Raw genomic sequence first — 19,057 nt, forward strand, 5'->3', positions numbered from 1 at the left:
CAGATGTTCGTGAACCGGCGCGAGGTCCAGATCCAGTGGGGCGATTGCGACCCCGCGAACATCGTCTACTACCCGCGCTATTTCGCGATGTTCGACGATTCGACCTCGACCCTGTTCGAAGCCGCCGGCTTCTCCAAGCAGGACCTGGTCCGCAAGTACGGCCTGGTGGGCATCCCCATGGTCGACACGCGGGCCAAGTTCTACATCCCCTCGACCTATGGCGACTGGATCACCATCGAGACCAGAATCGAGAGCATCAAGCGCTCGAGCTTCGAGGTGAAGCACAACGTCTACAAGGGCGAGGCGCTCGCGATCGAGGGTTTCGAGACCCGCGTCCTGGTCGGCCGCGATCCTGCTAACCACGACAAGCTGAAATCCGCACCATTCCCGGCGGAAATGGTAACCAAATTCACGGGGAGTTAAGTCCGGAGCTAAATCGCCGCATCACCAAAAGACGGGGCTGAATTACCCCGCGATTTCTGCTTTCAAATGAACACGTCAAGGGAGGAATAATAGATGAAACGCTTTTATTTGACCGCTGCCATCACTGCGGCCGCGCTGGCCTTACCGGCGTTGCCCGCGCTGGCCCAGACCAGCGAAGTCACCATCGGCATCACCACCACGACGACCGGCCCGGGTGCGGCCCTCGGCATTCCCGAGCGCAACGCGCTGGAATTCGTGCCGAAGGAGATCGGCGGCGTGCCGCTGAAGGTGATCGTGCTCGACGACGGCGGCGATCCCACCACCGCCACCACCAACGCCCGCCGCTTCGTCACCGAATCCAAGGCCGACATCATCATGGGCTCGGCGCTGACGCCGCCGACCATCGCGGTCTCCAACGTCGCCAATGAAGCCGGTATCCCGCACTTTGGTCTGGCGCCGTTCCCGATCACACCGGAGCGCATGAAGTGGTCGGTAGCGATGCCGCAGCCGATCCCGATCGTCGGCAAGGTGCTGTACGACCACATGAAGTCCAAAGGCGTGAAGACGCTCGGTTACATCGGCTATTCCGATTCCTACGGTGATCTCTGGTTCAACGACCTCAAGGCCCAGGCCGTGCCGATGGGGATGACCATCGTCGACGAGGAGCGTTTCGCTCGTCCCGACACCTCGGTGACCGGCCAGGTGCTGAAGCTCGTCGCCGCCAATCCCGACGCCATCCTGGTCGGCGCCTCCGGCACCGCGGCCGCGCTGCCTCAGACCGAGCTGCGCGAGCGCGGCTACAAGGGCCTGATCTACCAGACCCACGGCGCGGCCAGCATGGACTTCGTCCGCATCGCCGGCAAAGCGGCCGAAGGCGTGCTGATGGCCTCCGGTCCCGTCATGGCCCCCGAGGAACAGCCGGACAGCGCGCTGACCAAGAAGCCGGGTCTCGCGCTCAACTCGGCCTATGAAGCCAAGTACGGCCCGAACAGCCGCAGCCAGTTCGCCGGCCATTCCTTCGATGCGTTCGAGATCCTCAAGCGCGTCATTCCGGTGGCATTGAAGACGGCCAAGCCTGGCACGCCGGAGTTCCGCGAGGCCATCCGCCAGGCGCTGCTGACGGAGAAGGAGCTGGCGGCGAGCCAGGGCGTCTACAACTTCACCGAAAAGGACCGCTACGGCGTCGACGAGCGCGCGCGCATCCTGCTCACGGTGAAGGACGGCAAATACACGCTGGTGAAGTAGACATCGCGAAAGTTCGAGACGACGAGAGCCGGCCCCATGGGCCGGCTCTTTTCGTTTGGTGAATGGAGTGAGCTGCGGCTCCGGTGCGCTCCCTCTCCCGCTTGCGGGAGAGGGTTGGGGAGAGGGTGCCTCCGCGTCGGGACTGTCCGAGGCGAGCAGAGACACCCCCCAGAGGAGAAAGCCCTCACCCGGCGCTTCGCGCCGACCTTTCCCGCGAGCAAAGCGGGAGAGGTTACACCGAGCCCTTGGAAGCAATATGCCTCACGCCGCCTGCCGTAGCGGCGTCCAGGCGAACTCGGGATAATAATCGTCCATCATGCGGTCGACATAGGCGGTGAGGTTGGGAAATCCCTCCGTGCGCTCGCGCAAGACGGATTCGAAGAACGGCGTCAGGATTCCGGCCAGCGCGCCAAAGGCCGTCGCGTCGACGCCGCAGGGCCGGTTGCCCATCAGGTAGGCTTTGTCGCCGAGCTGCACCGACAGCGCGAACAGCGAACGCACGGCAAGATCGACGTCGTCATCCGGCGCATGGCGGCCGAGTCCGGAGAGCAGGTAGTTCTCGGCGACGCGGAACTGCGCATCCTCGCGCAGCTTCTCGCGATTGTGCTCCGGCGCGCCGTCGAAGAAATGCGCGGGCCCCTTGGCGAAATTGACCGGATCGACCCAGCGCGCGCCGACCAGCGCCCAATAGACGTGGTGCTCGATCATGCGTTCGAACGCCCAGGCCTGCGCGCGCTCAGCCAGGGAGAGGCCGGCGTCGAAATCGAAGCCGTAGCGGCGCTCGATATGGGCCCGGATGAAGGTGGAATCGGCCACCGCCTCGCCGCCGTCGTCGATAAAGGGCAGTTGTCCCTTGGGCGAAGCCGGCGGCATCGCCCGCTCTTTCCGGTACGGCAGTCCCGCCATCTTGAGCTGCACCTCGGTCTTGGTGACGAAGGGGCTGATTTCCGGCAGGCCGAAGCCGGCGCCAAAGCCGTAAAGCGTGATCATGCAAGCTCTCCTGAACCTGTCGAACGAGTGAAGGAACCTAGCGGCCGGCTGCTGCCACCATGGTGGCAGCAGCCGTGATATCTTCTGCGAAGCGGGCGCCGCGCCAGGCGCGGCCCATCACGTGGCGGACCAGCGCATCCGCGGCATGGACCAGCGAGCGCGTCGCGGCGCTCGCGAGCGCAAGGCGGAGATCGGCGATTGTCGCGGCATCAAGCGAGACGAGGCGGCTGAATGCCCGAGCCTGCCATGCCTTCGCCTGGAAAGCCTGGACCTGGAAAGGCCAGCTCCGCCACAACGGGCCGGCCTGGCCGAAATGGGTTGGAATGATCATGGACAAATCCTCTTCAGTCGATGTGTTGTCGCGGTATAGAACTCCCCTGCTGCCAACATCCTGTCAGCAGCCGCGCGCCACCTTCTGAAAACACCACCGAGACAAAAGCAGCGACAAGAGACCTGTCATGAGACGCGCCGACCGGCTGTTTCAAATCATCCAGGTGCTGAGGCGCACGCGGAAGCCGCTGACGGCGGACGCGATCGCGGCCGAGCTGGAGACTTCGAAGCGCACCATCTATCGCGACATCGCAACCCTGATCGGCCAGCGCGTGCCGATCCGCGGCGAAGCCGGCATGGGTTACATCCTGGAAAAGGGTTTCGACCTGCCGCCCCTGATGCTGACACCCGACGAGATCGAGGCGGCCGTGCTTGGCGCGCAATGGGTCGCGGGCCACGCCGATTCCGCGCTGGCGCGCGCGGCCGAAGACTTGATGGCCAAGATCGCCGACACGGTGCCGGAGCGCCTGCGCCCCTTCGTGCTGGAGCCGGCGAGCCGGGCGCGTCCGAGCTGGAACCGGGAACCGGACCGCCTGGACATGGCGCGCACCCGCACCCAGATCCACGAAGGCAAGAAGATCATGCTGCGCTACCGCGACGAACAGGGCCGCCCCAGCGAGCGCATGATCTGGCCGATCTCGGTGGGCTATCTCGAAGCGGTGCGCCTGCTGGCGGCTTGGTGCGAGCTGCGCGGCGACTTCCGCAGCTTCCGCACCGACCGCGTGGTCGAGGCGACCTATCTCGACGAGAAATATCCTGAAAGGCGCGACGTGCTGCGCGCGAGATGGCGGCAGAGCCTGGTCTGGGGTCCGCCGAAGGACACGTGAGGACGATGGACGAGACCGAGCTGTCGAGCTGTTGCCAGGGCTGCGGTGCCTGTTGCGGCTATTCGCAGAACTGGCCGCGCTTCTCGATCGAGAGCGACGAGGAACTTGCGCTGATCCCGGAGGCGCTCGTCAACGACCGGCAATCGGGCATGCGCTGCGAGGGCGATCGCTGCGCGGCATTGCAAGGCGAGATCGGAAAGACGACGGCCTGCGGCATCTACGACGTGCGGCCGGAGGTGTGCCGCACCTGCATGCCTGGTGACGCCGAATGCGCGATGGCGCGGCGGAAGTTCGGCTTGCCCGTTATCGATATGGCTTAGGCGGGGACGGCTTCGCCGATCTCGTCGTCGAGCTCGTCATCGAGCGGTGCGAGCACCGAGAGCGGCTTGGTCGACAGCGTGATCGGCTTGCGCCCACTCGAAAGCGACGTTGAAGCTTTCGCGATGCCTTCGCGCGACAGCGCGAAGAGCGTGGAGCCGACGCGGCCGCCATTCTCGATCAGGTCGCGCTCACTGCAGCTCGCGGCGATCGCGACCGCCAGCGAGTGCAGATGGCTGCGGCGATAGCAGAACAGTGCCAGCCTGGCGCGCACGTCAGGGGAAACACTCTCAACCAGCCTCGGCAGGCCACTCTCGCTGGCGCGATACATCTCGCCAAGGAGCTCGTCGCGGACCGGGCAGAAATCGCTTTCAAAGGCGTCGCGGCTTGAAAACATTGCAGTTCTCCCTCGTGTGAGGAAGATGCAGCGCAATTCTCTAACGAAAGGTTAACCACGCCGCCCGGTAGTCGCCCGGGGTGGTTGCGCGTGGTCCGTGAATCGGAGGGACGCCTTGGAGGGGTTTTCAAAGGCTTTTCACGGCGTCATGGCCGGGTGCTGATGGCAATTGCCTCTCCCCGGAGGCTCAAAGGCGCCGTCAGTTCGCCGCCATGAAGATCGCGAGGCCGAAGCCGGTCAGGTGATGCAGCGCCTGGTCGACGCCGATCAGGGTCCAGAACCAGGGATGGGTGAGGTCGACGCCGAAATTGGCGGAGACGTATCCCTTGGCGCGGTCGATCGTGATGTGGATCAGGAAGTCGATGAAGGCCACGAACCAGAATCGCGGCGCCACGATCACGATCAGCGGCAGCCCGACGGCAAGGTGGACCAGGCAGTGCACCAGGAGCGGCAGGGCCCAGCCGTGCTTCTGGTCCTTGCCGTGCGCCATCCAGGCGGTTTGAAGGACGAAATCGGCGATGACGTGCTTGAAGGTGAGCAGCAACATCCAGCCAATGAGCGCTTCAACCGGAATCGCCGATGACATGGGTGGAAACGACAAAGCTGACGCCCTCATTGACGTGACGAGAAGAATTGGAGCGTTCAGCGCAACTTCTTCTTGGACCGGTCAAATGGCCGGGACGCGCAATTTATGACATCTCCCGCGGCGGAATGCAGCCGGGTGGAACCGGAAAATCGCCAAGTGTGGCTAACTGGTGATAGGATGACCAATCGCCGCGGACAGATCGGGTAAGGTTACCTTCGGCTCGAAATTTGCATTCCGCTGCCTTCGCGCTATCATCGGCGATCGGGAATATCGTTCTTTTTTCAGGCGCTTACGAATTACCGGGCCCGCCGCGCTTCCAAGCCATGCGCCGCCGCCAGCCAAACGATAAGGCCAGAGTGCTGCCATGAGTACTGAAGGCCCCAGCGCATCGCCGACCGTGCCGCCGCCCCGGCGCCCCAAGGTGATCAAGACCAACCAGCAGCAGGTTCTCCTCTACGTCGTGCTGACCCTGCTGCTGTCGCTCGCCACCGTCTGGGCCGGCCGCACGCTGGTGCACAATTCGGAGACGCTCACCTTTGCCGTCGGCGGCCCGAACAGCGACGAGGCGCTGTTCGCGGCCAAGCTCGCCGCCCTCCTGAAGAGCAACGCATCGCGCTTCCGGATCAACATCGTCAACAACGCCGACAATGCCAAGGCGCTCGCGCAGTTCGACCGCAGGCAGGCCGACCTCGCCGTGCTGCGCACCGATGCCAAGGTGCCGCTGCGGGCGCGCACGCTCGCGATTCTCGAGCACGATCTCGTGCTCCTGCTCGGTCCCGGCAACAAGAAGATCAAGTCGCTGGCCGAATTGAAGAAGAAGAAGGTCGCGGTCGTCGCCGAGCACGAATCCTCGCTCGCCTTCGTCCGCAACATCCTCGACGTCCCCGATGGCCCTGAGGCTGCTAAGATCCAGATGGCGCCGCAGGGCGCGACGCTCGACAAGCTGTTCGCCCCGGCAAACGGCTTCAGCGCGGTGATCGCAATCGTCCACGCCTCGAAGGCGATCCGGGACAAATCCTATGAGCAGGCCGCCAAGCGTGGCGGCTTCACGCTGAACGCCATCGAAGAGACCAAGACGCTGGCGCGCAAATTTCCCGGCATTTCCGACGAGACCGTGACAGCCGGCTCGGTGTCGACATCCCCGCAGATTCCCGACGACGATCTCGACACGATCGGTCTCGAATGGCTGCTGGTCGCGCAATCCCGGATGTCCCCGACCACGGCCGGCGAGCTCGCCCGCATCGTCTACGAGAACAAGTCGGCGCTCGGGCTCGACAACGGCTTTGCCACCAGGATCGAGCCGGCCTCGGTGGAGAAGGACGCCTTCGTGATCGCGCATCGGGGCGCCGCCGACTACATCAACGACGACACCAAGTCGTTCATGGATAAGTACAGCGACTTGATGTATCTGGCCGTCGCCGCGCTCAGCATCATCGGCTCGATCTTCGCCGCGATCTACACCAAGATCACCCGCATCGCGCCGGAGAAGGCCAGCGAGCTCTCCACCGCCATCCTCGATATCGGCGAGCGGATCGAGCACGCCCACTCGCTGGATCAGCTCGAATGTCTCCAGGACGAGTTGGAAGGCATTTTACGAGGGGCCGTCATTGGCCTCAGAGACGGCACGATCAGCACTGACGGCCTCGACACTTTCAAGCTCGGCTACGAATTCGTCCGTGACGAGATCGGCATGCGCCGCGACTATCTGAAACGTCATGCCGGCGAAGCCGACAAGACGATACGCGATGCCGGCCCGGCCCCGCCGGACGACAGCAATGTCGTGGTGGTGAAGACCGCCCAGAGCGCCTGACGCCGCCGGATCAGGCACCCACCACGCTCGTGTGCCGGACAAGCCGCAATGCCCATAGCGCGTTGAAGACGCGCGTGAACGCGCTTGGGGCGTTGCGGCGCTGAGCCGGGACCCAGGAGTCGCAGTTTCTGCTGCTCGATGGGCCCCGGCTCTGCAGCGCATCACTCCGTGCTGCGCTGCGTCCGAGGCACGAGGGTGAGGCATGCTCCCCGTCCGATCGCCAGCCAACCTCCTGGAACCCTGCCCATCCGCAACCGTTGATTTCCGGTTGCAACCGGAGAACGCGGCATGCGTGCACTCCTCATCATCCTCCTTCTGGGAATGCTGGCGGCGGCCGGCTACTTCGCCTATTCCGCAATGGCGGTCGAAGGTGAGCCGATCCCGACGGAAGGCTATGTGGCACTGGCGCTGGGCGCGGGGTTTTCCGTCATCGTCGGCGTCGGGTTGATGGTGCTGCTGTTCTTCAGCAGCCGCCGCGGCTACGACGAGCCGCCACATTTCAGGTAGGTCCTCGAGTAACGGCGGTACCGACCGACGGAAATGGTGCAACGGCACCCATGACGCTACTGCGCGCCCGTCGTTGACGGCCTCCGCTCGGGCGGGCACTTTAGCGCGGACAATGGAGACCAGAATGTCGGACACAGCCGAGGCAGCATCCAGCCCCGTGCTCGAAATCATCGGCGCCCGCGCCACCATCCGCCTCAACCGGCCGAAGCATCTCAACCGACTGCAGGCGGAGGATCTCGACGAGCTGACGAGCCTGTTCGACCGGATCGAGGCCGATCCCGAGATTCGCGTGCTGGTGCTCACCGGCACCGGGCGCGCCTTCTCCGCCGGCTACGATCTCAATTCGGTGGCGGAACGCGCGGTCAGCGCCAGCGAGCAGCAGAGCGCGGGCTCGGCCTTCGAGGCGGTGGTCAACCGGCTCGAGGATCTCGGCGTTCCCACGATCTGCCGGCTCAATGGCGGCGTCTATGGCGGCTCGACCGACCTCGCCCTCGCCTGCGATTTCCGCATCGGCGTCGATACGGCGGAAATGTTCATGCCGGCGGCGCGCCTTGGGCTGCATTACTACCCGAGCGGCATCAAACGCTACGTGACCCGCCTTGGCGTCGATAATGCGAAGAAGCTGTTCCTGACCGCCACGAGGATCAGCGCGCCGGAGATGCTGCGCATCGGCTATCTCACCGCGATGGTGCCGGTGGAATTCCTGGACGAGGAGGTCGACACGCTCGCTGCGATTCTCGCCGGCAACGCGCCGCAGGCGATGCGCGGCATGAAGCGCGCGATCAACGAGTTCGCCCGCGGCGAACTCGACGAAGGCGCCGCCGACCGGCGCCACCGCGACAGCATGCGCGGCGACGAGATCAAGGAAGGCATCAAGGCGTTCGCCGAGAAGAGAGCGCCGAGGTATTGAGGCGCCCCTCTCATCCACCCGCCGCAGCGGCATGCTGCGCCGCCATTTCCGCATCTGCCGCATTGATGCGCTGGAACGCCGGCCGCGCGGTCATGCGTTCGGCATAGCGGACGAAGACATCCTTCTTCGGCACGATGCCGAACATCATGGTCCAGCTGAAGGCGACGCCCCACAATACGTCGGCCGCCGTCATGCGGTCGCCAAGCAGATAGGGTCCTTTTGCCAGCTGGGCCTCGAGCGCACCCAGCATCGTATCGTAATCGGCATAGGGCGATTGCGTGACTGGCGCCGGCTCACGCTGCATGAACTTGTCGATCATGGCCGGCTCGAACGACGATCCGTAATAGGCGATCCAGCGCAGATAAGGCCCTCGCAGCGGATCGTTCAAGGCGGGCGTAAGGCCGGCCTGCGGGAACAGGTCGGCCAGATAGATGGTGATCGCGACCTGCTCGGTGACCAGCGCCTCGCCGTGGCCAATCGCCGGCACCTTTCCGAGCGGGTTGATGGCGAGATAAGCGGGCTTGCGCTGATCGCCGGCCTTCATGTTGAGGACATGGAGATCGTAAGGAGCCCCCAGCTCCTCCAGCAGCACCCGCGTGCCGGTGGCGCGCGTCTGCGGCGAATAGAACAGGGTGATGCGGTTCGGATCGGTCATGGCGGTCTCCATCTGGCCGGCTGGCGATGGCGGTTGTAGCGGACCATACCTGACATCTTGTGTCAGGTATGGTCTAAAGGATCATGCGCGCGAGCCGGATGCTGTCGATCCTCACCACCCTCCAGGCCAGGGGACAGGTCACCGCGCCCGAGCTCGCGGAGGCCTGCGAAGTGTCGGTGCGCACAATCTATCGCGACATCGACGCGCTCGCGGCGTCCGGCGTTCCCGTTTACGCCGACCGTGGCGCGGAAGGCGGCTATCGCCTGCTCGACGGTTATCGCGTTCGGCTCAACGGGCTGTCGCAGAGCGAAGCGGGGGCGTTGTTCCTGGCGGGATTGCCGGGCCCGGCCGCCGCGCTCGGGCTCGATGCCGCGATGATCGCGGCCCAGAACAAGCTGATGGCGGCGCTGCCTCCGAATTTGCGCGAGGACGCCGGGCGGATGCAGGAGCGTTTTCACCTGGACGCGCCCGGCTGGTTCGGCGAAGCGGAAGACCCGAAGCACCTGCGCACCATCGCCGGCGCCGTGCTGCGCGGGACCTCGATCAGGATTCGATACCAAAGCTGGCGTGCCGAGAAGCAGCGCCGCGTCGCGCCGCTCGGCCTCGTGCTGAAGGGCGGCAGCTGGTATCTCGCAGGAGAAGTCGACGGCAGCGTGCGCACCTATCGGGTCGCACGCGTGCTCGACTGCACAGCCCTCGGCGACCGCTTCGATTGTCCCGCCGGTTTCGATCTCGCCGCCTATTGGCAGGCCGCGACACTTCGTCTCGAAGCGGAGATGCATCCCAATGTCGCGATTGTCCGGCTGTCGCCGTTCGGCGTGAAGCTGCTCGACGCGCTCAGCCAACCCTATGTCAAGGCACGCACGCAGCTCGAGGAGACAACCGATGCAGACGGCTGGCGCATCGCGCGCGTGCCGGTGGGAAAGACGTCGTGGCACGCCGCGGCCGAATTGCTGCGGCTTGGTCCGGAAGCCGAAGTGCTGGAGCCTGCCGACCTCCGCGACAAGATGGCCGAGCTGACGCAGGCGATGGCCGCGCGCTATCGCGCGGCGCGGAAAGCCTGATCGCGGCACATTCTGCCGCAGCCGACGAAACATTCCTGAAACACGATTCTTCCCGCTTGCCATGAACGCGATCGCGTCTCGTCTCGACCGAAATGCAGGGACGCAACAATGGCCCTAGCGCCGAATGGAGAATGAAGATGTTTCGTAAACTTGCTCTTGGTCTGATCGCTGCCGGCTCGCTCGGTGTCGCCGCGCTCGCCCCCACCGCCGCTTCGGCCGGCGGTTTCCATCACCATCACGGTCATCATCACTGGGGTCCCGGCTGGGGCTTTGGCGGCATCTACCTCAACACCGGCGTCAGCAATTGCTACCAGGAGCGCCTGGTCCGGACCCGTCACGGCCTGCGCGTGCGCGTCGTGAACGTCTGCGCCTACGGGATCTACTGATATCTCGATGTCACGACAAAGCTCCGGTCGCATCGCGGCCGGAGTTTTGCGTTGAGCTAGCCGGCCTGCCGCTGCCGGCGAAACCAGGCCCAGGTCTCGCGCGTCGTTCTGATGTAGCCGCGGCCGCGATGGACGATCTCGCCGTCGACGATCGCGTTCAGCTTCGGCAGGGCGTGAAAGGGGATCGAGGGATAAGCGTGGTGCTCGACGTGATAGGGCATGTTCCACGCGAACCATTTGACGATCGCGCCGGTGTAAGTCGTGCGAGTGTTGTGAAAGGCGCTGCGGGTGCGGTCGCAACCGGTATGTTCGGCGTAGAGATAGGGCCGCAGGAAGAATTGCCCGATCACGAGCGGCACGATCCAGACCCAGAGCAGCAGCGCTGACGAGAACCACAGCGACAGCGCCAGCAGCAGGGCGTAGAGCGCGACATAGGCGCGCGCCTCGGCAACGATGGTGCTGCGCTTGCTCTCGGGAATCCATGGCACGACGACCTTGCCGGTGATCGCGTGGCCGAGCATCAGCCGCAGGCGGCCGGCGACCTGGAGCAGGCCGCTATAGGCGAGCGCAAGCTGGGTGTCGGACGTCGGCTTCACGCCAACGATCAGCTCGGGATCCCGTTCCGGGTCCTGCGTGTAGCGATGATGGTCCCAGTGAAACAGGCAGTAATATTCGTAAGGCAGGGCGATGATGAACGCCGAGAGATAGCCGACGCCGAGATTGAGGCGCCGGCTCCTGAACGCCGTCTTGTGCGCGGTCTCGTGTACCGCCATGAACAGGAAGGCGACGACATAGCCCTGCACCACCATCAGCGGCAGCGCCCAGAACGCGCCCCAGCTCGACGAAACTATCCAGATCAGCGCGCCCACCAGCACAATCACGGCGTAATGGCCGAGGCTCTGCGCGGCGCCCCTGAGGTCGGAGCGAACCGACAATTCGCGCAGCATGGCCGGCGTCAGCAGCTTCAGGCGATGGCCGGTATCTGGAACGGTTGCGTCACTCATGATCGGTTGCCTGTCCTACTTGCGGAGAAGCTCGGCGACCTCCGCCTTGATGAAGGCCTGGTCGCGCGGATTGTTGATGGGGTTGCCGGCGCGATGGCCATGCAGCGATGGGATCGGATGCAGCACCGCCGATCTCGCGTTGACGAGCTTGCCGAGCTCGTCCTCGTTGTCGTGCACGTCGAAATAGCGGTCGGTCGCACCCGGCATCAGCAGCATGTGTGCCTTGATCGCCGCCAGCGCGCGATCGAGATCGCCGGCGAATGCCGCACACCGGCTGACGTCGCCACGCTGCCAGATGCCGATCTGCGCCAGGAGATCGTTGGCATCGCGCCGCGCGAAGGTCGCATCCCAGGCACGGGTGAGATAATCCTCGAGCGAGGTGAAGCCGGCCTCGCGCCAAAGCTCGTCGCGATAGAAGCCGTGCGACATCGCCCAGCCGGCATAGACGCGCCCCATGGCGCGGTAGCCGGCGACGGGTTTTTCGAGGAAACGATCATCGCGGAAGGCGGGATCGGCCGTGAGCGCGGCCTTCACGCTTTCGAGGAAGACGTAATTATAGGGTGCGCAGCGGGCGCTGCCGCAGACGACCGCGGCGCGCTCGACCATGTCGGGATGCAGCGCCGCCCAGTGATAGGCCTGCATGCCGCCCATCGACCAGCCATAGACCAGCGCAAGCTTCGAGATGCCGAAGCGTTCGGTGAGCAGCCGGTGCTGCACCGCGACGGCATCGTGATAGGTCACGTCGGGGAAGGGCGCGGGCGTGTTGGAGGGCGAAGACGACAGGCCGTTGCCGAACAGGTTCGGGATGATGATGAAGTAACTGTTGGGATCGAGCACGCCGTCGGGACCGATCAGCCATTCAATGTCGGTGTGCTGGGCACTGAACGAGGTCGGATAGAGGATGACGTTGTCTTTGGCCGGGCTCAGCGTGCCGTAGGTCTTGTAGGCGAGCTTCAGCGCGGGAAACACCGACCCGGATTGGAGCGCGACGTCGCCGGCCTCGAAGATCTCGTCATCGCGCTGCGCCGTCATGCCCTCAGCTCCCGCTCACGGAGGCCCTATCGGCGTCCGCAATGCATCGATCATGCCGGCTTTCGCCGGACGTCGCCCTTCATATAGTGTACTTTTAGTACAATTATTTGAGGCCGGCAAGATAAATCCGGTTCGCAAGTCGGCTCAAGCGATGGCCGCGAGATAGCGCGCGACCGACGCAGCAAACGCCGCCTTGGCGCCGCTGGCGATATTGCGGCCCCACCAGGCGCCGTAAATCCGGTCGAAGGCGAACGGCTCGACGGCCGATGCGATCCGCCGCACCGCGGCGGCATTGAGCGGTATGTAGTTCGGATAGGAATACATGAAGCTGACGAAGCGCCGGTCCATCGCCACCTGCACGATATCCCCCGTGAGCAGTGCGCCCTTGCCGTCCGCACCAGCCGCATAATGCAGCACGGTGGCGCCGTCGAAGTGGCCGCCGGTGCGCAGCAGCAGCACGTCGTCGGAGAGGCGATGGCTTTCACCGGTCCAGTGCACGATCGCCGGATGAGGCCGCGTGACAAAGGCGCGATCGTCGGCATGCAGATAGACCGGCACGCCACCGAACCTGTCGCTCCAGTCGGCGGCCGCGCCATAATAATGCGGATGCGAGATCGCAATGGCCTTGAGGCCGCCGAGTGCTGCGACGTGCTGGATGGCCTCGTCGGTCGCGAGTGGAATGCAATCCCACATCACGCAGCCGTCGCCGTCAGGCAGCAGCAGTGCCCGCTGCCCGATGGCAAAGCTCGGCTCCATCCCGATCCCGGTCAGGCCGAGATCGTCGCGCCCCACCAGTCGGTACTTGCGCGCGAGCTCCTCGCGCGTGAAGAAGGCTTGACCGTCCCAGCCGACGAACTGGCGCTCGTCCTCGCAGATCGGACAGGCCGCAGGAGGATTTTCGCTATCCGGGAATTGAGCGCCGCAGGTTGCGCAGGTCCAGAGGGCCATTGCGGTGATCCATCACGAGTCCATTCTTGCAAGACATGACGTTGTCCTTGCCGGATCGCAAGAGCAACCGGAACCAACGCGATGAGAGCAGGTTAAGTTCTGGTCCGCCCCGGGCACCCGCAGCGCCCGCCGAGTCCGCCTCATGCGAGATCCGATTCGATCGGCAGTATCAAGTTCAGCGTCTCGATGACATCGCGCCCTTCAACGTCCCGCATCTGGCCCCTGTTCGCGCTGAACTTCTTCATGGCCGACATGCAATCGGGCATCGGGCCGTTCGTCGGAGTATTCCTCCAGGAGCGTGGCTGGGCCAGCGGCCTGATCGGTACCGCCATGACCATCGGCAATGTCGCGGGCATGCTGATCACCACGCCGATCGGCGGCTTCATCGATTCCAGCCGCAACAAGCGGCTGTGGGTGGTCATTCCCGGCATCTGCGTGGTCTCGGCATCCGCGATCATCCTGATCTCGCAAAACTTCTGGGCGGTGACGTTCTCGCAAGTCGCGCAATCGCTGGCGAGCGCCGCAATCGTGCCGGCGGTCACGGGCATCACGCTCGGCATCGCCAAGCAGAAGGGCTTCAATGCGCTCAACGGCCGCAACCAGGCCTACAACCACGCCGGCAACATGGTCGGCGCCGCATTGTCAGGCTATCTCGGCTACAAGTTCGGCTATGTCGCCGTGTTCGCGCTGGCGGCTCTGTTCGGCGCCATCGCCATCGCCTGCGTCATGATGATTCCAGCCCGGGCGATCGACGACCGCGCCGCGCGCGGCAGCAAGGAGGACGATTCCAAGGCGCCGCCGGATGCGATGACGATACTGCTGAAGCACAAGGCGCTGCTCGTGCTGGCTCTCGCCCTCGCGCTGTTCCACCTCGGCAATGCCGCGATCGTGCCGCTGTACGGGCTTGCCGCGGTCGCCGAGGGACAGGCCAACGGCCCGAGCTTCGTCGCAACGACCGTGGTGATCGCACAAGGCGTCATGATCGTGACCTCGCTGATCGCGATGAAGGCCGCGAGCAAGCGCAATTACTGGCCGGTGATCCTGGTGTCTTTCATGTTCTTGCCGGTCCGGGGCGTGCTCGCCTTCTTCGTCACCGGATGGTGGGGCGTCGTCCCGATGCAGGTGCTCGACGGCATCGGCACCGGGCTGCAAACGGTCGCCGTCCCCGGCATGGTCGCGCGCTCGCTCAATGGCACCGGCCGTATCAATCTCGGCCAGGGCGCCGTGATCACCGTGCAGGGCGTCGGCGCGAGCCTCAGTCCCGCCCTCGGCGGCTGGATCGCGCAATGGATCGGCTATGGGCCGACCTTCCTGCTGCTCGGCGGCTTTGGCCTGGCGTCGATCGCGCTGTGGCTGGCCTTCGGTGCGGCGGTGAAGAAATATTGAGGCTCAGCCGCGCGGAATGCCGAGCTGCGGCACCCGGTCGCTGGCTCAGCGCGTAGGTGCGAGTGGATTTTCGCGCAATCCCGGTTTTTCTCGTTGCCGCAGCGCGGCGCGCCAACCAGAATACCGCTGCAACAGCGCACGGACGTTTACCGCCGACCGATGATCCAGCCTCAGCTCTCATTCAGCGGCGATCCGACGGGACCGGCCTATGAGGGCTGGCGCGAGCAGTTCTGCCGGCAGGTGATGGGGACCGATTTCGTCCCCATCGGAGACGGTCCAGTGCACCGGACCATCAGGCCCGCCATCCTTCCGCGCGTGAGGCTGTCCGCTTCCCACGGTACGCCGATGAGCTTCGTGTCCATGGGCACCAACGACGAATTGGTGGTCGTCACGTCACCGAATTCGGCCCTGAGCGGGACCATGGCCAGGCGCGCGCTGAACATCGCCGCCGGCGACCTCACGATCGGAGATCCGTCGATCAGGGGGGCGCGAGTCACACAGATGGCCCACGGCAACTTCCAGACCGCGCTGCTGCCGCGCAAAGCCCTGCTGCGCGCGTGCCCGAACGCCGAGGACCTGATTGCGCGGTCGATCTCCGGCGCCAGCCCGATCACGTCGATGTTCCTGCGATATTACGATCTCGCGCATGCGCACGCGGACAAGCTCGCGCCGGCGGAGCTCGACGCGGTCTCGCAGCACCTGTTCGACCTCGCCGTCCTGATGCTCGGCGCGCGCGGCGATGCCGCCGAGGAGGCTCAGTTGCGCGGCCTCGCGGCGGCGCGCTTCGAAGCGCTCAAGTCCGACATCCTGGCGCAGCTGGACAGCCCCGCATTGTCGCTGTCCGACCTCGCGGCCGCGCACCGGATCAGCCCGCGCAGCATCCAATTGCTGTTCGAGCGCGCCGGCATCACCTATAGCGGCTTCGTGCTGGAGCAAAGATTGCTGCGCGCCGAGCGGCTGCTGCGAAATCCTGCGATGCGCGGCCGCAAGATCATCGAGATCGCGCACCTCGCTGGCTTTCACGACGTCTCCTACTTCCATCGCGCGTTTCGCCGCCGTTTCGGAGCAACGCCCGACGATGTCAGGAAACTGGCCGGCGAGACCGAATAAGCGAGTTCCGCCGCAGCGGCGCCCGCACGGCGCCTGCTACGTCCCAAAGCTCTCTGCACCGCCTTGTCGAGCGTCTCGCCGCCGACGAAGCGCTGGCGCAGCTCGCGCTTGAGCAGCTTGCCGCTCGGATTCTTCGGCAGGGCGTCCACGAAGATCACGCGCTTGGGCACCTTGAAATGGGCCATCTGGCCGGCGCAATGCCTGATGACGGTGTCTTCGTCGAGCTTTGCCCCGCTCTTGACCACGACGATGGCGGTCACCGCCTCGATCCAGCGCGGATCGGGCAGGCCGACCACCGCGACCTCCGAGACCTCCGGAATGCGATAGACCATCTCCTCGACCTCCCGGCTGGCGACGTTCTCGCCGCCGGTCTTGATCATGTCCTTGACACGGTCGACCACGGTGATGTGGCCTTCCTCGTCGACGGTGGCGAGATCGCCGGAATGAAACCAGCCGCCGGCAAATGCCGCCGCGGTCTTGACCGGATCGTTGTAATAGCCGGAGAGCAGATGCGGCGAGCGATGCACGATCTCGCCGACTTCGCCGACCTCGACGTCCTCCATTGCCGTGTTGACGACGCGCGTCTCGACATTGAGCACGGGCTTGCCGGCGGAGCCGGCCTTGCGGAGCTGGTCCTCCGGCCGCAGCACGGTCGCGAGCGGCGCGATCTCGGTCTGGCCGTAGAAATTCCAGAACTTCACGGCAGGCAGCCGGCGCTGCAATTCGAGCAGCACCTCCACCGGCATGATCGAGGCGCCGTAATAGCCCTTCTGCAACGTCGACAGATCGGTCTTGTCGAAATTCGGCGAGCGCAGCATCGCGATCCAGATCGTCGGCGGCGCGAAGAACGAGGTGATCCCGTGCGCCTGGATCAGCGCCAGGATGTTGTCGGCCGTCGGCTTGCCGGTGATCACGCCGGAGGCGCCGAGATACACCTGCGGGCCCAGGAACACATCCAGCTGGGCGCAATGATAGAGCGGCAAAGCGTGCAGGACCTTGTCCTCCACGCTCATGCCGCCGTCGATGATGCAGCTGACATACTGCCACATCACAGCTTCATGAGTCAGCATCGCGCCCTTGGGCAGCGATTCCGTGCCGGAGGTATAGACGATCTGCGCGAGATCGCGGCTATCGACCGAGGCGTCCAGGAACGAGCCGTCGGGATGCAGGAGATCGTCGAAGCTGGCGAGGTCGGCAGGCGGCACGGCCGGATCCTCGCCCGGCAGCCAGATCATCTTCTCGACCGCGCAATCCTTCGCGCTCGCCGCGCGTGCCGGCCCGACGAAATCGGGACCGGTCGCGAGCAGCTTCGCGCCGGAGCTCTTCAGGATGAAATTGATCTCGTCCGGATTGAGCATGAAGTTGATCGGCACCAGCACCGCGCCGATCCGCGCAGCCGCGAAGCGCAGCGCGGCGAAGGCGTGCGAGTTGCGCGAGAGCACGGCGAGGCGGTCGCCCTTCCCGACGCCGAGGCCGAGCAGGCCGCGGCCGAGCCGGTTGCAGATCGCGTCCATCTCGGCAAAGCTCCAGCTGACATCGCCGCAGCTCACCGCGAGCTTGTTCGGCTCGCGGCCGGCGGAGCGGCGCAGGAGATCGCCGATGGAATGCTCGCGCGCTTTCGCGATGGTGGCTGCAATGTCGCCGGTCATTTCTTCCCCGTGGAATTTCTGCTCGGCACTTGGCTGCGAGCTTTCGCGTTTCGCGGAACGTAGTCGGCGCTGTCAGCGACGTCAAATTGCACGCGCGCAAATAAAAAACGCGAAAACAACCCCATGCACAGTAGACGGTGATTGCAAAATCAATGGGTTAGGTGGGGAGCGGGATTGGGTGCGGGTCGGACCGGATTTCCCGCGCCAAAAAGCCGAGGGATCGTGGTTTGACTCGCCCGTCCGGCTCGCCCAGGCGAGCCGCTGAGACTTGGCCGCGATCGTTGCCGCCCATTCGGAAATGACGTCTCCCGCGATTTGCTTCGTCGGGCAAAACAGGAGCATAGTGGCATCATCGCAGGAGGTCGGACAGGGCGGGTTCCGGCTGCGCTTTCCGGCGGCGAGCGAGTTGCGCGGTCGACTTTTGTTTTCTTCGTCACTGGCCGATGGACAGTAGGGGTCGGTGCAGCCCGGTGCTGTCACCGTCATCCACCTCCATCCAATGCATCTGAGATTAGAGCCAATGGCGAGGAAACCAACTATCGGGAGATGCGTGCATTGCCTGGAGAGCGGTGTCGAGCTGACGTCGGATCATATGTTTCCAAGAGCCTGGTACCCGGACACAACGCCAGAGACTCTTGAGAAGTGGCAGTTTCCCTGCTGTCTCAAGTGCAATCAGCGTTACAGCAAGCTAGAAGACGACTTGCTGACCCGTTTTGCACTTGTCCTCGACACTAAGCACCCGGCTTCACAAGGGCTTGTCGATAAAGCATTGAGGGCGATGGACACAAAGGCCGGTCAGGATGAAAGGGACGCCGCAGCCCGGGCGGCGCGCGGTCGAAAAATCCTCGGCGAGACGTTCAAGGGTGAACAGATTCCAGAGGACCAACTGATACCTGGACTCGCCGAACGGTGGGGCAGAGCCAAGGATGAACAGCTTGCGGTCCAAATACCAAGAGCGAGCTTGGACGCGATAACTGAGAAGATCGTGCGTGGGTTGGTTTACCGCGAAGACGGCAAGTTCATTGAGCGTCCCTACCAGATCGATGCCTATCTTGATGGTTCTGGAGCGGAAATTGCTGCAGAGATAATTCGGCGGGCTGGGAAGGAATTTAAGCGCGAGCCCGGTTTAGAAATCCACCGGGCTCCTGTTGAAGGTGATCCGCAGACTGCAATCTATGAGATCGCGTTCTGGCAACAGTTTAAGACATACGCAATAGTCCAAAAAATAGACGATGGGCGCCAAGACTTCCCCCAAGGGTATCGCGCTCTGCTTGCAACCGAGTCTGTTCAGGGTGGTGATCTTTGGTGTCACCATGGAAAGGTGCATCGCCATTGGTTGGCGGCTACGATACTTGGAAAACAGCAGCCGAACAACGACTACTGTAGGAAAGTTAGTGCTTAAGTTGGCGACGCTGCGCCAAGCGTGCTGAGAGTTGATTGCGCGAGAACCAAGCCGAACCCTACAACGCGTTGCGAGAAA

General features: G+C 64.3%; 20 protein-coding genes and 1 pseudogene. 12 read left to right on the forward strand and 9 right to left on the reverse strand.

Going from position 1 to position 19,057, the window contains the following annotated elements; translation table 11 throughout:
- Window positions 1–3 precede the first annotated feature (3 nt).
- Both AC24YW_RS08605 and AC24YW_RS08610 read left to right on the forward strand, forming a co-directional pair.
- Complete coding sequence (locus tag AC24YW_RS08605) at window positions 4–423, forward strand: acyl-CoA thioesterase (RefSeq protein ID WP_487482314.1); 420 nt, start codon at window positions 4–6, stop codon at window positions 421–423.
- Between the two features lie 93 nt (window positions 424–516).
- The gene (locus AC24YW_RS08610; protein WP_487482315.1) at window positions 517–1,668 is read left to right on the forward strand and encodes an ABC transporter substrate-binding protein; all 1,152 of its coding nucleotides are present in this window, start codon (window positions 517–519) and stop codon (window positions 1,666–1,668) included.
- Window positions 1,669–1,929: 261 nt separating this feature from the next.
- On the opposite strand, the gene AC24YW_RS08615 is transcribed toward AC24YW_RS08610, so the two are convergent.
- Both AC24YW_RS08615 and AC24YW_RS08620 read right to left on the reverse strand, forming a co-directional pair.
- Window positions 1,930–2,658, reverse strand: coding sequence for a glutathione S-transferase family protein (locus AC24YW_RS08615; RefSeq protein ID WP_487482316.1), 729 nt, complete (start codon window positions 2,656–2,658; stop codon window positions 1,930–1,932).
- A gap of 37 nt (window positions 2,659–2,695) precedes the next feature.
- Window positions 2,696–2,989 (reverse strand): hypothetical protein, encoded by a 294-nt coding sequence (locus tag AC24YW_RS08620; protein ID WP_487482317.1) that lies wholly within the window; start codon window positions 2,987–2,989, stop codon window positions 2,696–2,698.
- Window positions 2,990–3,116: 127 nt separating this feature from the next.
- Between AC24YW_RS08620 and AC24YW_RS08625 the strand changes: the two genes are divergently transcribed.
- Together AC24YW_RS08625 and AC24YW_RS08630 are read left to right on the forward strand one after the other, a co-directional pair.
- The gene (locus AC24YW_RS08625) at window positions 3,117–3,815 is read left to right on the forward strand and encodes a helix-turn-helix transcriptional regulator (protein WP_025033709.1); all 699 of its coding nucleotides are present in this window, start codon (window positions 3,117–3,119) and stop codon (window positions 3,813–3,815) included.
- Window positions 3,816–3,820: 5 nt separating this feature from the next.
- On the forward strand, window positions 3,821–4,135 hold the full coding sequence (locus AC24YW_RS08630) for a YkgJ family cysteine cluster protein (RefSeq protein ID WP_487482318.1): 315 nt from the start codon (window positions 3,821–3,823) through the stop codon (window positions 4,133–4,135).
- Here AC24YW_RS08630 and AC24YW_RS08635 read toward each other — a convergent pair.
- Both AC24YW_RS08635 and AC24YW_RS08640 read right to left on the reverse strand, forming a co-directional pair.
- The gene (locus tag AC24YW_RS08635; RefSeq protein ID WP_487482319.1) at window positions 4,132–4,530 is read right to left on the reverse strand and encodes a hypothetical protein; all 399 of its coding nucleotides are present in this window, start codon (window positions 4,528–4,530) and stop codon (window positions 4,132–4,134) included. The genes AC24YW_RS08630 and AC24YW_RS08635 overlap by 4 nt on opposite strands.
- Window positions 4,531–4,729: 199 nt before the next feature.
- Entirely contained in the window at window positions 4,730–5,077 is a 348-nt protein-coding gene (locus AC24YW_RS08640) for a DUF3307 domain-containing protein (protein ID WP_487482597.1), read from the reverse strand.
- 403 nt (window positions 5,078–5,480) lie between these two features.
- Here AC24YW_RS08640 and AC24YW_RS08645 point away from each other — a divergent pair, with 403 nt between their 5' ends.
- From AC24YW_RS08645 to AC24YW_RS08655, 3 genes are all read left to right on the forward strand, one after another.
- Window positions 5,481–6,926, forward strand: a complete 1,446-nt coding sequence (locus AC24YW_RS08645; RefSeq protein WP_487482320.1) for a TAXI family TRAP transporter solute-binding subunit — start codon at window positions 5,481–5,483, stop codon at window positions 6,924–6,926.
- Between the two features lie 288 nt (window positions 6,927–7,214).
- Window positions 7,215–7,433 (forward strand): hypothetical protein, encoded by a 219-nt coding sequence (locus AC24YW_RS08650; protein WP_018321417.1) that lies wholly within the window; start codon window positions 7,215–7,217, stop codon window positions 7,431–7,433.
- Between the two features lie 124 nt (window positions 7,434–7,557).
- A complete protein-coding gene (locus AC24YW_RS08655) occupies window positions 7,558–8,343 on the forward strand; it encodes an enoyl-CoA hydratase/isomerase family protein (RefSeq protein WP_487482321.1) in 786 nt (261 codons plus the stop codon).
- Between the two features lie 10 nt (window positions 8,344–8,353).
- Here the strand turns inward: AC24YW_RS08655 and AC24YW_RS08660 are convergent, their stop codons facing one another.
- Window positions 8,354–8,998, reverse strand: a complete 645-nt coding sequence (locus AC24YW_RS08660; protein ID WP_487482322.1) for a glutathione S-transferase family protein — start codon at window positions 8,996–8,998, stop codon at window positions 8,354–8,356.
- Window positions 8,999–9,081: 83 nt separating this feature from the next.
- Between AC24YW_RS08660 and AC24YW_RS08665 the strand changes: the two genes are divergently transcribed.
- On the forward strand, window positions 9,082–10,062 hold the full coding sequence (locus tag AC24YW_RS08665) for a helix-turn-helix transcriptional regulator (protein WP_487482323.1): 981 nt from the start codon (window positions 9,082–9,084) through the stop codon (window positions 10,060–10,062).
- Between the two features lie 137 nt (window positions 10,063–10,199).
- Entirely contained in the window at window positions 10,200–10,448 is a 249-nt protein-coding gene (locus AC24YW_RS08670; RefSeq protein ID WP_028138614.1) for a hypothetical protein, read from the forward strand.
- 56 nt (window positions 10,449–10,504) lie between these two features.
- Here AC24YW_RS08670 and AC24YW_RS08675 read toward each other — a convergent pair whose 3' ends face one another.
- The 3 genes from AC24YW_RS08675 to AC24YW_RS08685 form a co-directional block, all read right to left on the reverse strand.
- Entirely contained in the window at window positions 10,505–11,452 is a 948-nt protein-coding gene (locus tag AC24YW_RS08675) for a fatty acid desaturase (RefSeq protein WP_487482324.1), read from the reverse strand.
- A gap of 15 nt (window positions 11,453–11,467) precedes the next feature.
- Window positions 11,468–12,484: an alpha/beta fold hydrolase gene (locus AC24YW_RS08680; protein WP_487482325.1), complete on the reverse strand. Its 1,017-nt coding sequence runs from the start codon at window positions 12,482–12,484 to the stop codon at window positions 11,468–11,470.
- A gap of 144 nt (window positions 12,485–12,628) precedes the next feature.
- The gene (locus AC24YW_RS08685; protein WP_487482326.1) at window positions 12,629–13,432 is read right to left on the reverse strand and encodes an MBL fold metallo-hydrolase; all 804 of its coding nucleotides are present in this window, start codon (window positions 13,430–13,432) and stop codon (window positions 12,629–12,631) included.
- Window positions 13,433–13,675: 243 nt separating this feature from the next.
- Between AC24YW_RS08685 and AC24YW_RS08690 the strand changes: the two genes are divergently transcribed.
- Together AC24YW_RS08690 and AC24YW_RS08695 are read left to right on the forward strand one after the other, a co-directional pair.
- Complete coding sequence (locus AC24YW_RS08690) at window positions 13,676–14,818, forward strand: MFS transporter (RefSeq protein WP_487482327.1); 1,143 nt, start codon at window positions 13,676–13,678, stop codon at window positions 14,816–14,818.
- A gap of 159 nt (window positions 14,819–14,977) precedes the next feature.
- Complete coding sequence (locus AC24YW_RS08695) at window positions 14,978–15,928, forward strand: AraC family transcriptional regulator (RefSeq protein ID WP_487482328.1); 951 nt, start codon at window positions 14,978–14,980, stop codon at window positions 15,926–15,928.
- Between the two features lie 41 nt (window positions 15,929–15,969).
- Here the strand turns inward: AC24YW_RS08695 and AC24YW_RS08700 are convergent.
- Window positions 15,970–17,577, reverse strand: a pseudogene (locus AC24YW_RS08700) (acyl-CoA synthetase); the annotation flags it as partial.
- Window positions 17,578–18,277: 700 nt separating this feature from the next.
- Between AC24YW_RS08700 and AC24YW_RS08705 the strand changes: the two are divergent.
- Window positions 18,278–18,979: a hypothetical protein gene (locus AC24YW_RS08705; protein WP_487482329.1), complete on the forward strand. Its 702-nt coding sequence runs from the start codon at window positions 18,278–18,280 to the stop codon at window positions 18,977–18,979.
- The last annotated feature ends 78 nt before the right edge of the window (window positions 18,980–19,057 follow it).

This window comes from Bradyrhizobium sp. USDA3516, assembly GCF_057651995.1.

Coding starts and splice junctions, on each gene's coding strand:
- AC24YW_RS08605 (WP_487482314.1), top strand. CDS start 4: ATGTTCGTGAACCGGCGCGAGGTCCAGATCCAGTGGGGCGATTGCGAC.
- AC24YW_RS08610 (WP_487482315.1), top strand. CDS start 517: ATGAAACGCTTTTATTTGACCGCTGCCATCACTGCGGCCGCGCTGGCC.
- AC24YW_RS08615 (WP_487482316.1), bottom strand. CDS start 2,658: ATGATCACGCTTTACGGCTTTGGCGCCGGCTTCGGCCTGCCGGAAATC.
- AC24YW_RS08620 (WP_487482317.1), bottom strand. CDS start 2,989: ATGATCATTCCAACCCATTTCGGCCAGGCCGGCCCGTTGTGGCGGAGC.
- AC24YW_RS08625 (WP_025033709.1), top strand. CDS start 3,117: ATGAGACGCGCCGACCGGCTGTTTCAAATCATCCAGGTGCTGAGGCGC.
- AC24YW_RS08630 (WP_487482318.1), top strand. CDS start 3,821: ATGGACGAGACCGAGCTGTCGAGCTGTTGCCAGGGCTGCGGTGCCTGT.
- AC24YW_RS08635 (WP_487482319.1), bottom strand. CDS start 4,530: ATGTTTTCAAGCCGCGACGCCTTTGAAAGCGATTTCTGCCCGGTCCGC.
- AC24YW_RS08640 (WP_487482597.1), bottom strand. CDS start 5,077: ATGTTGCTGCTCACCTTCAAGCACGTCATCGCCGATTTCGTCCTTCAA.
- AC24YW_RS08645 (WP_487482320.1), top strand. CDS start 5,481: ATGAGTACTGAAGGCCCCAGCGCATCGCCGACCGTGCCGCCGCCCCGG.
- AC24YW_RS08650 (WP_018321417.1), top strand. CDS start 7,215: ATGCGTGCACTCCTCATCATCCTCCTTCTGGGAATGCTGGCGGCGGCC.
- AC24YW_RS08655 (WP_487482321.1), top strand. CDS start 7,558: ATGTCGGACACAGCCGAGGCAGCATCCAGCCCCGTGCTCGAAATCATC.
- AC24YW_RS08660 (WP_487482322.1), bottom strand. CDS start 8,998: ATGACCGATCCGAACCGCATCACCCTGTTCTATTCGCCGCAGACGCGC.
- AC24YW_RS08665 (WP_487482323.1), top strand. CDS start 9,082: ATGCGCGCGAGCCGGATGCTGTCGATCCTCACCACCCTCCAGGCCAGG.
- AC24YW_RS08670 (WP_028138614.1), top strand. CDS start 10,200: ATGTTTCGTAAACTTGCTCTTGGTCTGATCGCTGCCGGCTCGCTCGGT.
- AC24YW_RS08675 (WP_487482324.1), bottom strand. CDS start 11,452: ATGAGTGACGCAACCGTTCCAGATACCGGCCATCGCCTGAAGCTGCTG.
- AC24YW_RS08680 (WP_487482325.1), bottom strand. CDS start 12,484: ATGACGGCGCAGCGCGATGACGAGATCTTCGAGGCCGGCGACGTCGCG.
- AC24YW_RS08685 (WP_487482326.1), bottom strand. CDS start 13,432: ATGGCCCTCTGGACCTGCGCAACCTGCGGCGCTCAATTCCCGGATAGC.
- AC24YW_RS08690 (WP_487482327.1), top strand. CDS start 13,676: ATGGCCGACATGCAATCGGGCATCGGGCCGTTCGTCGGAGTATTCCTC.
- AC24YW_RS08695 (WP_487482328.1), top strand. CDS start 14,978: ATGATCCAGCCTCAGCTCTCATTCAGCGGCGATCCGACGGGACCGGCC.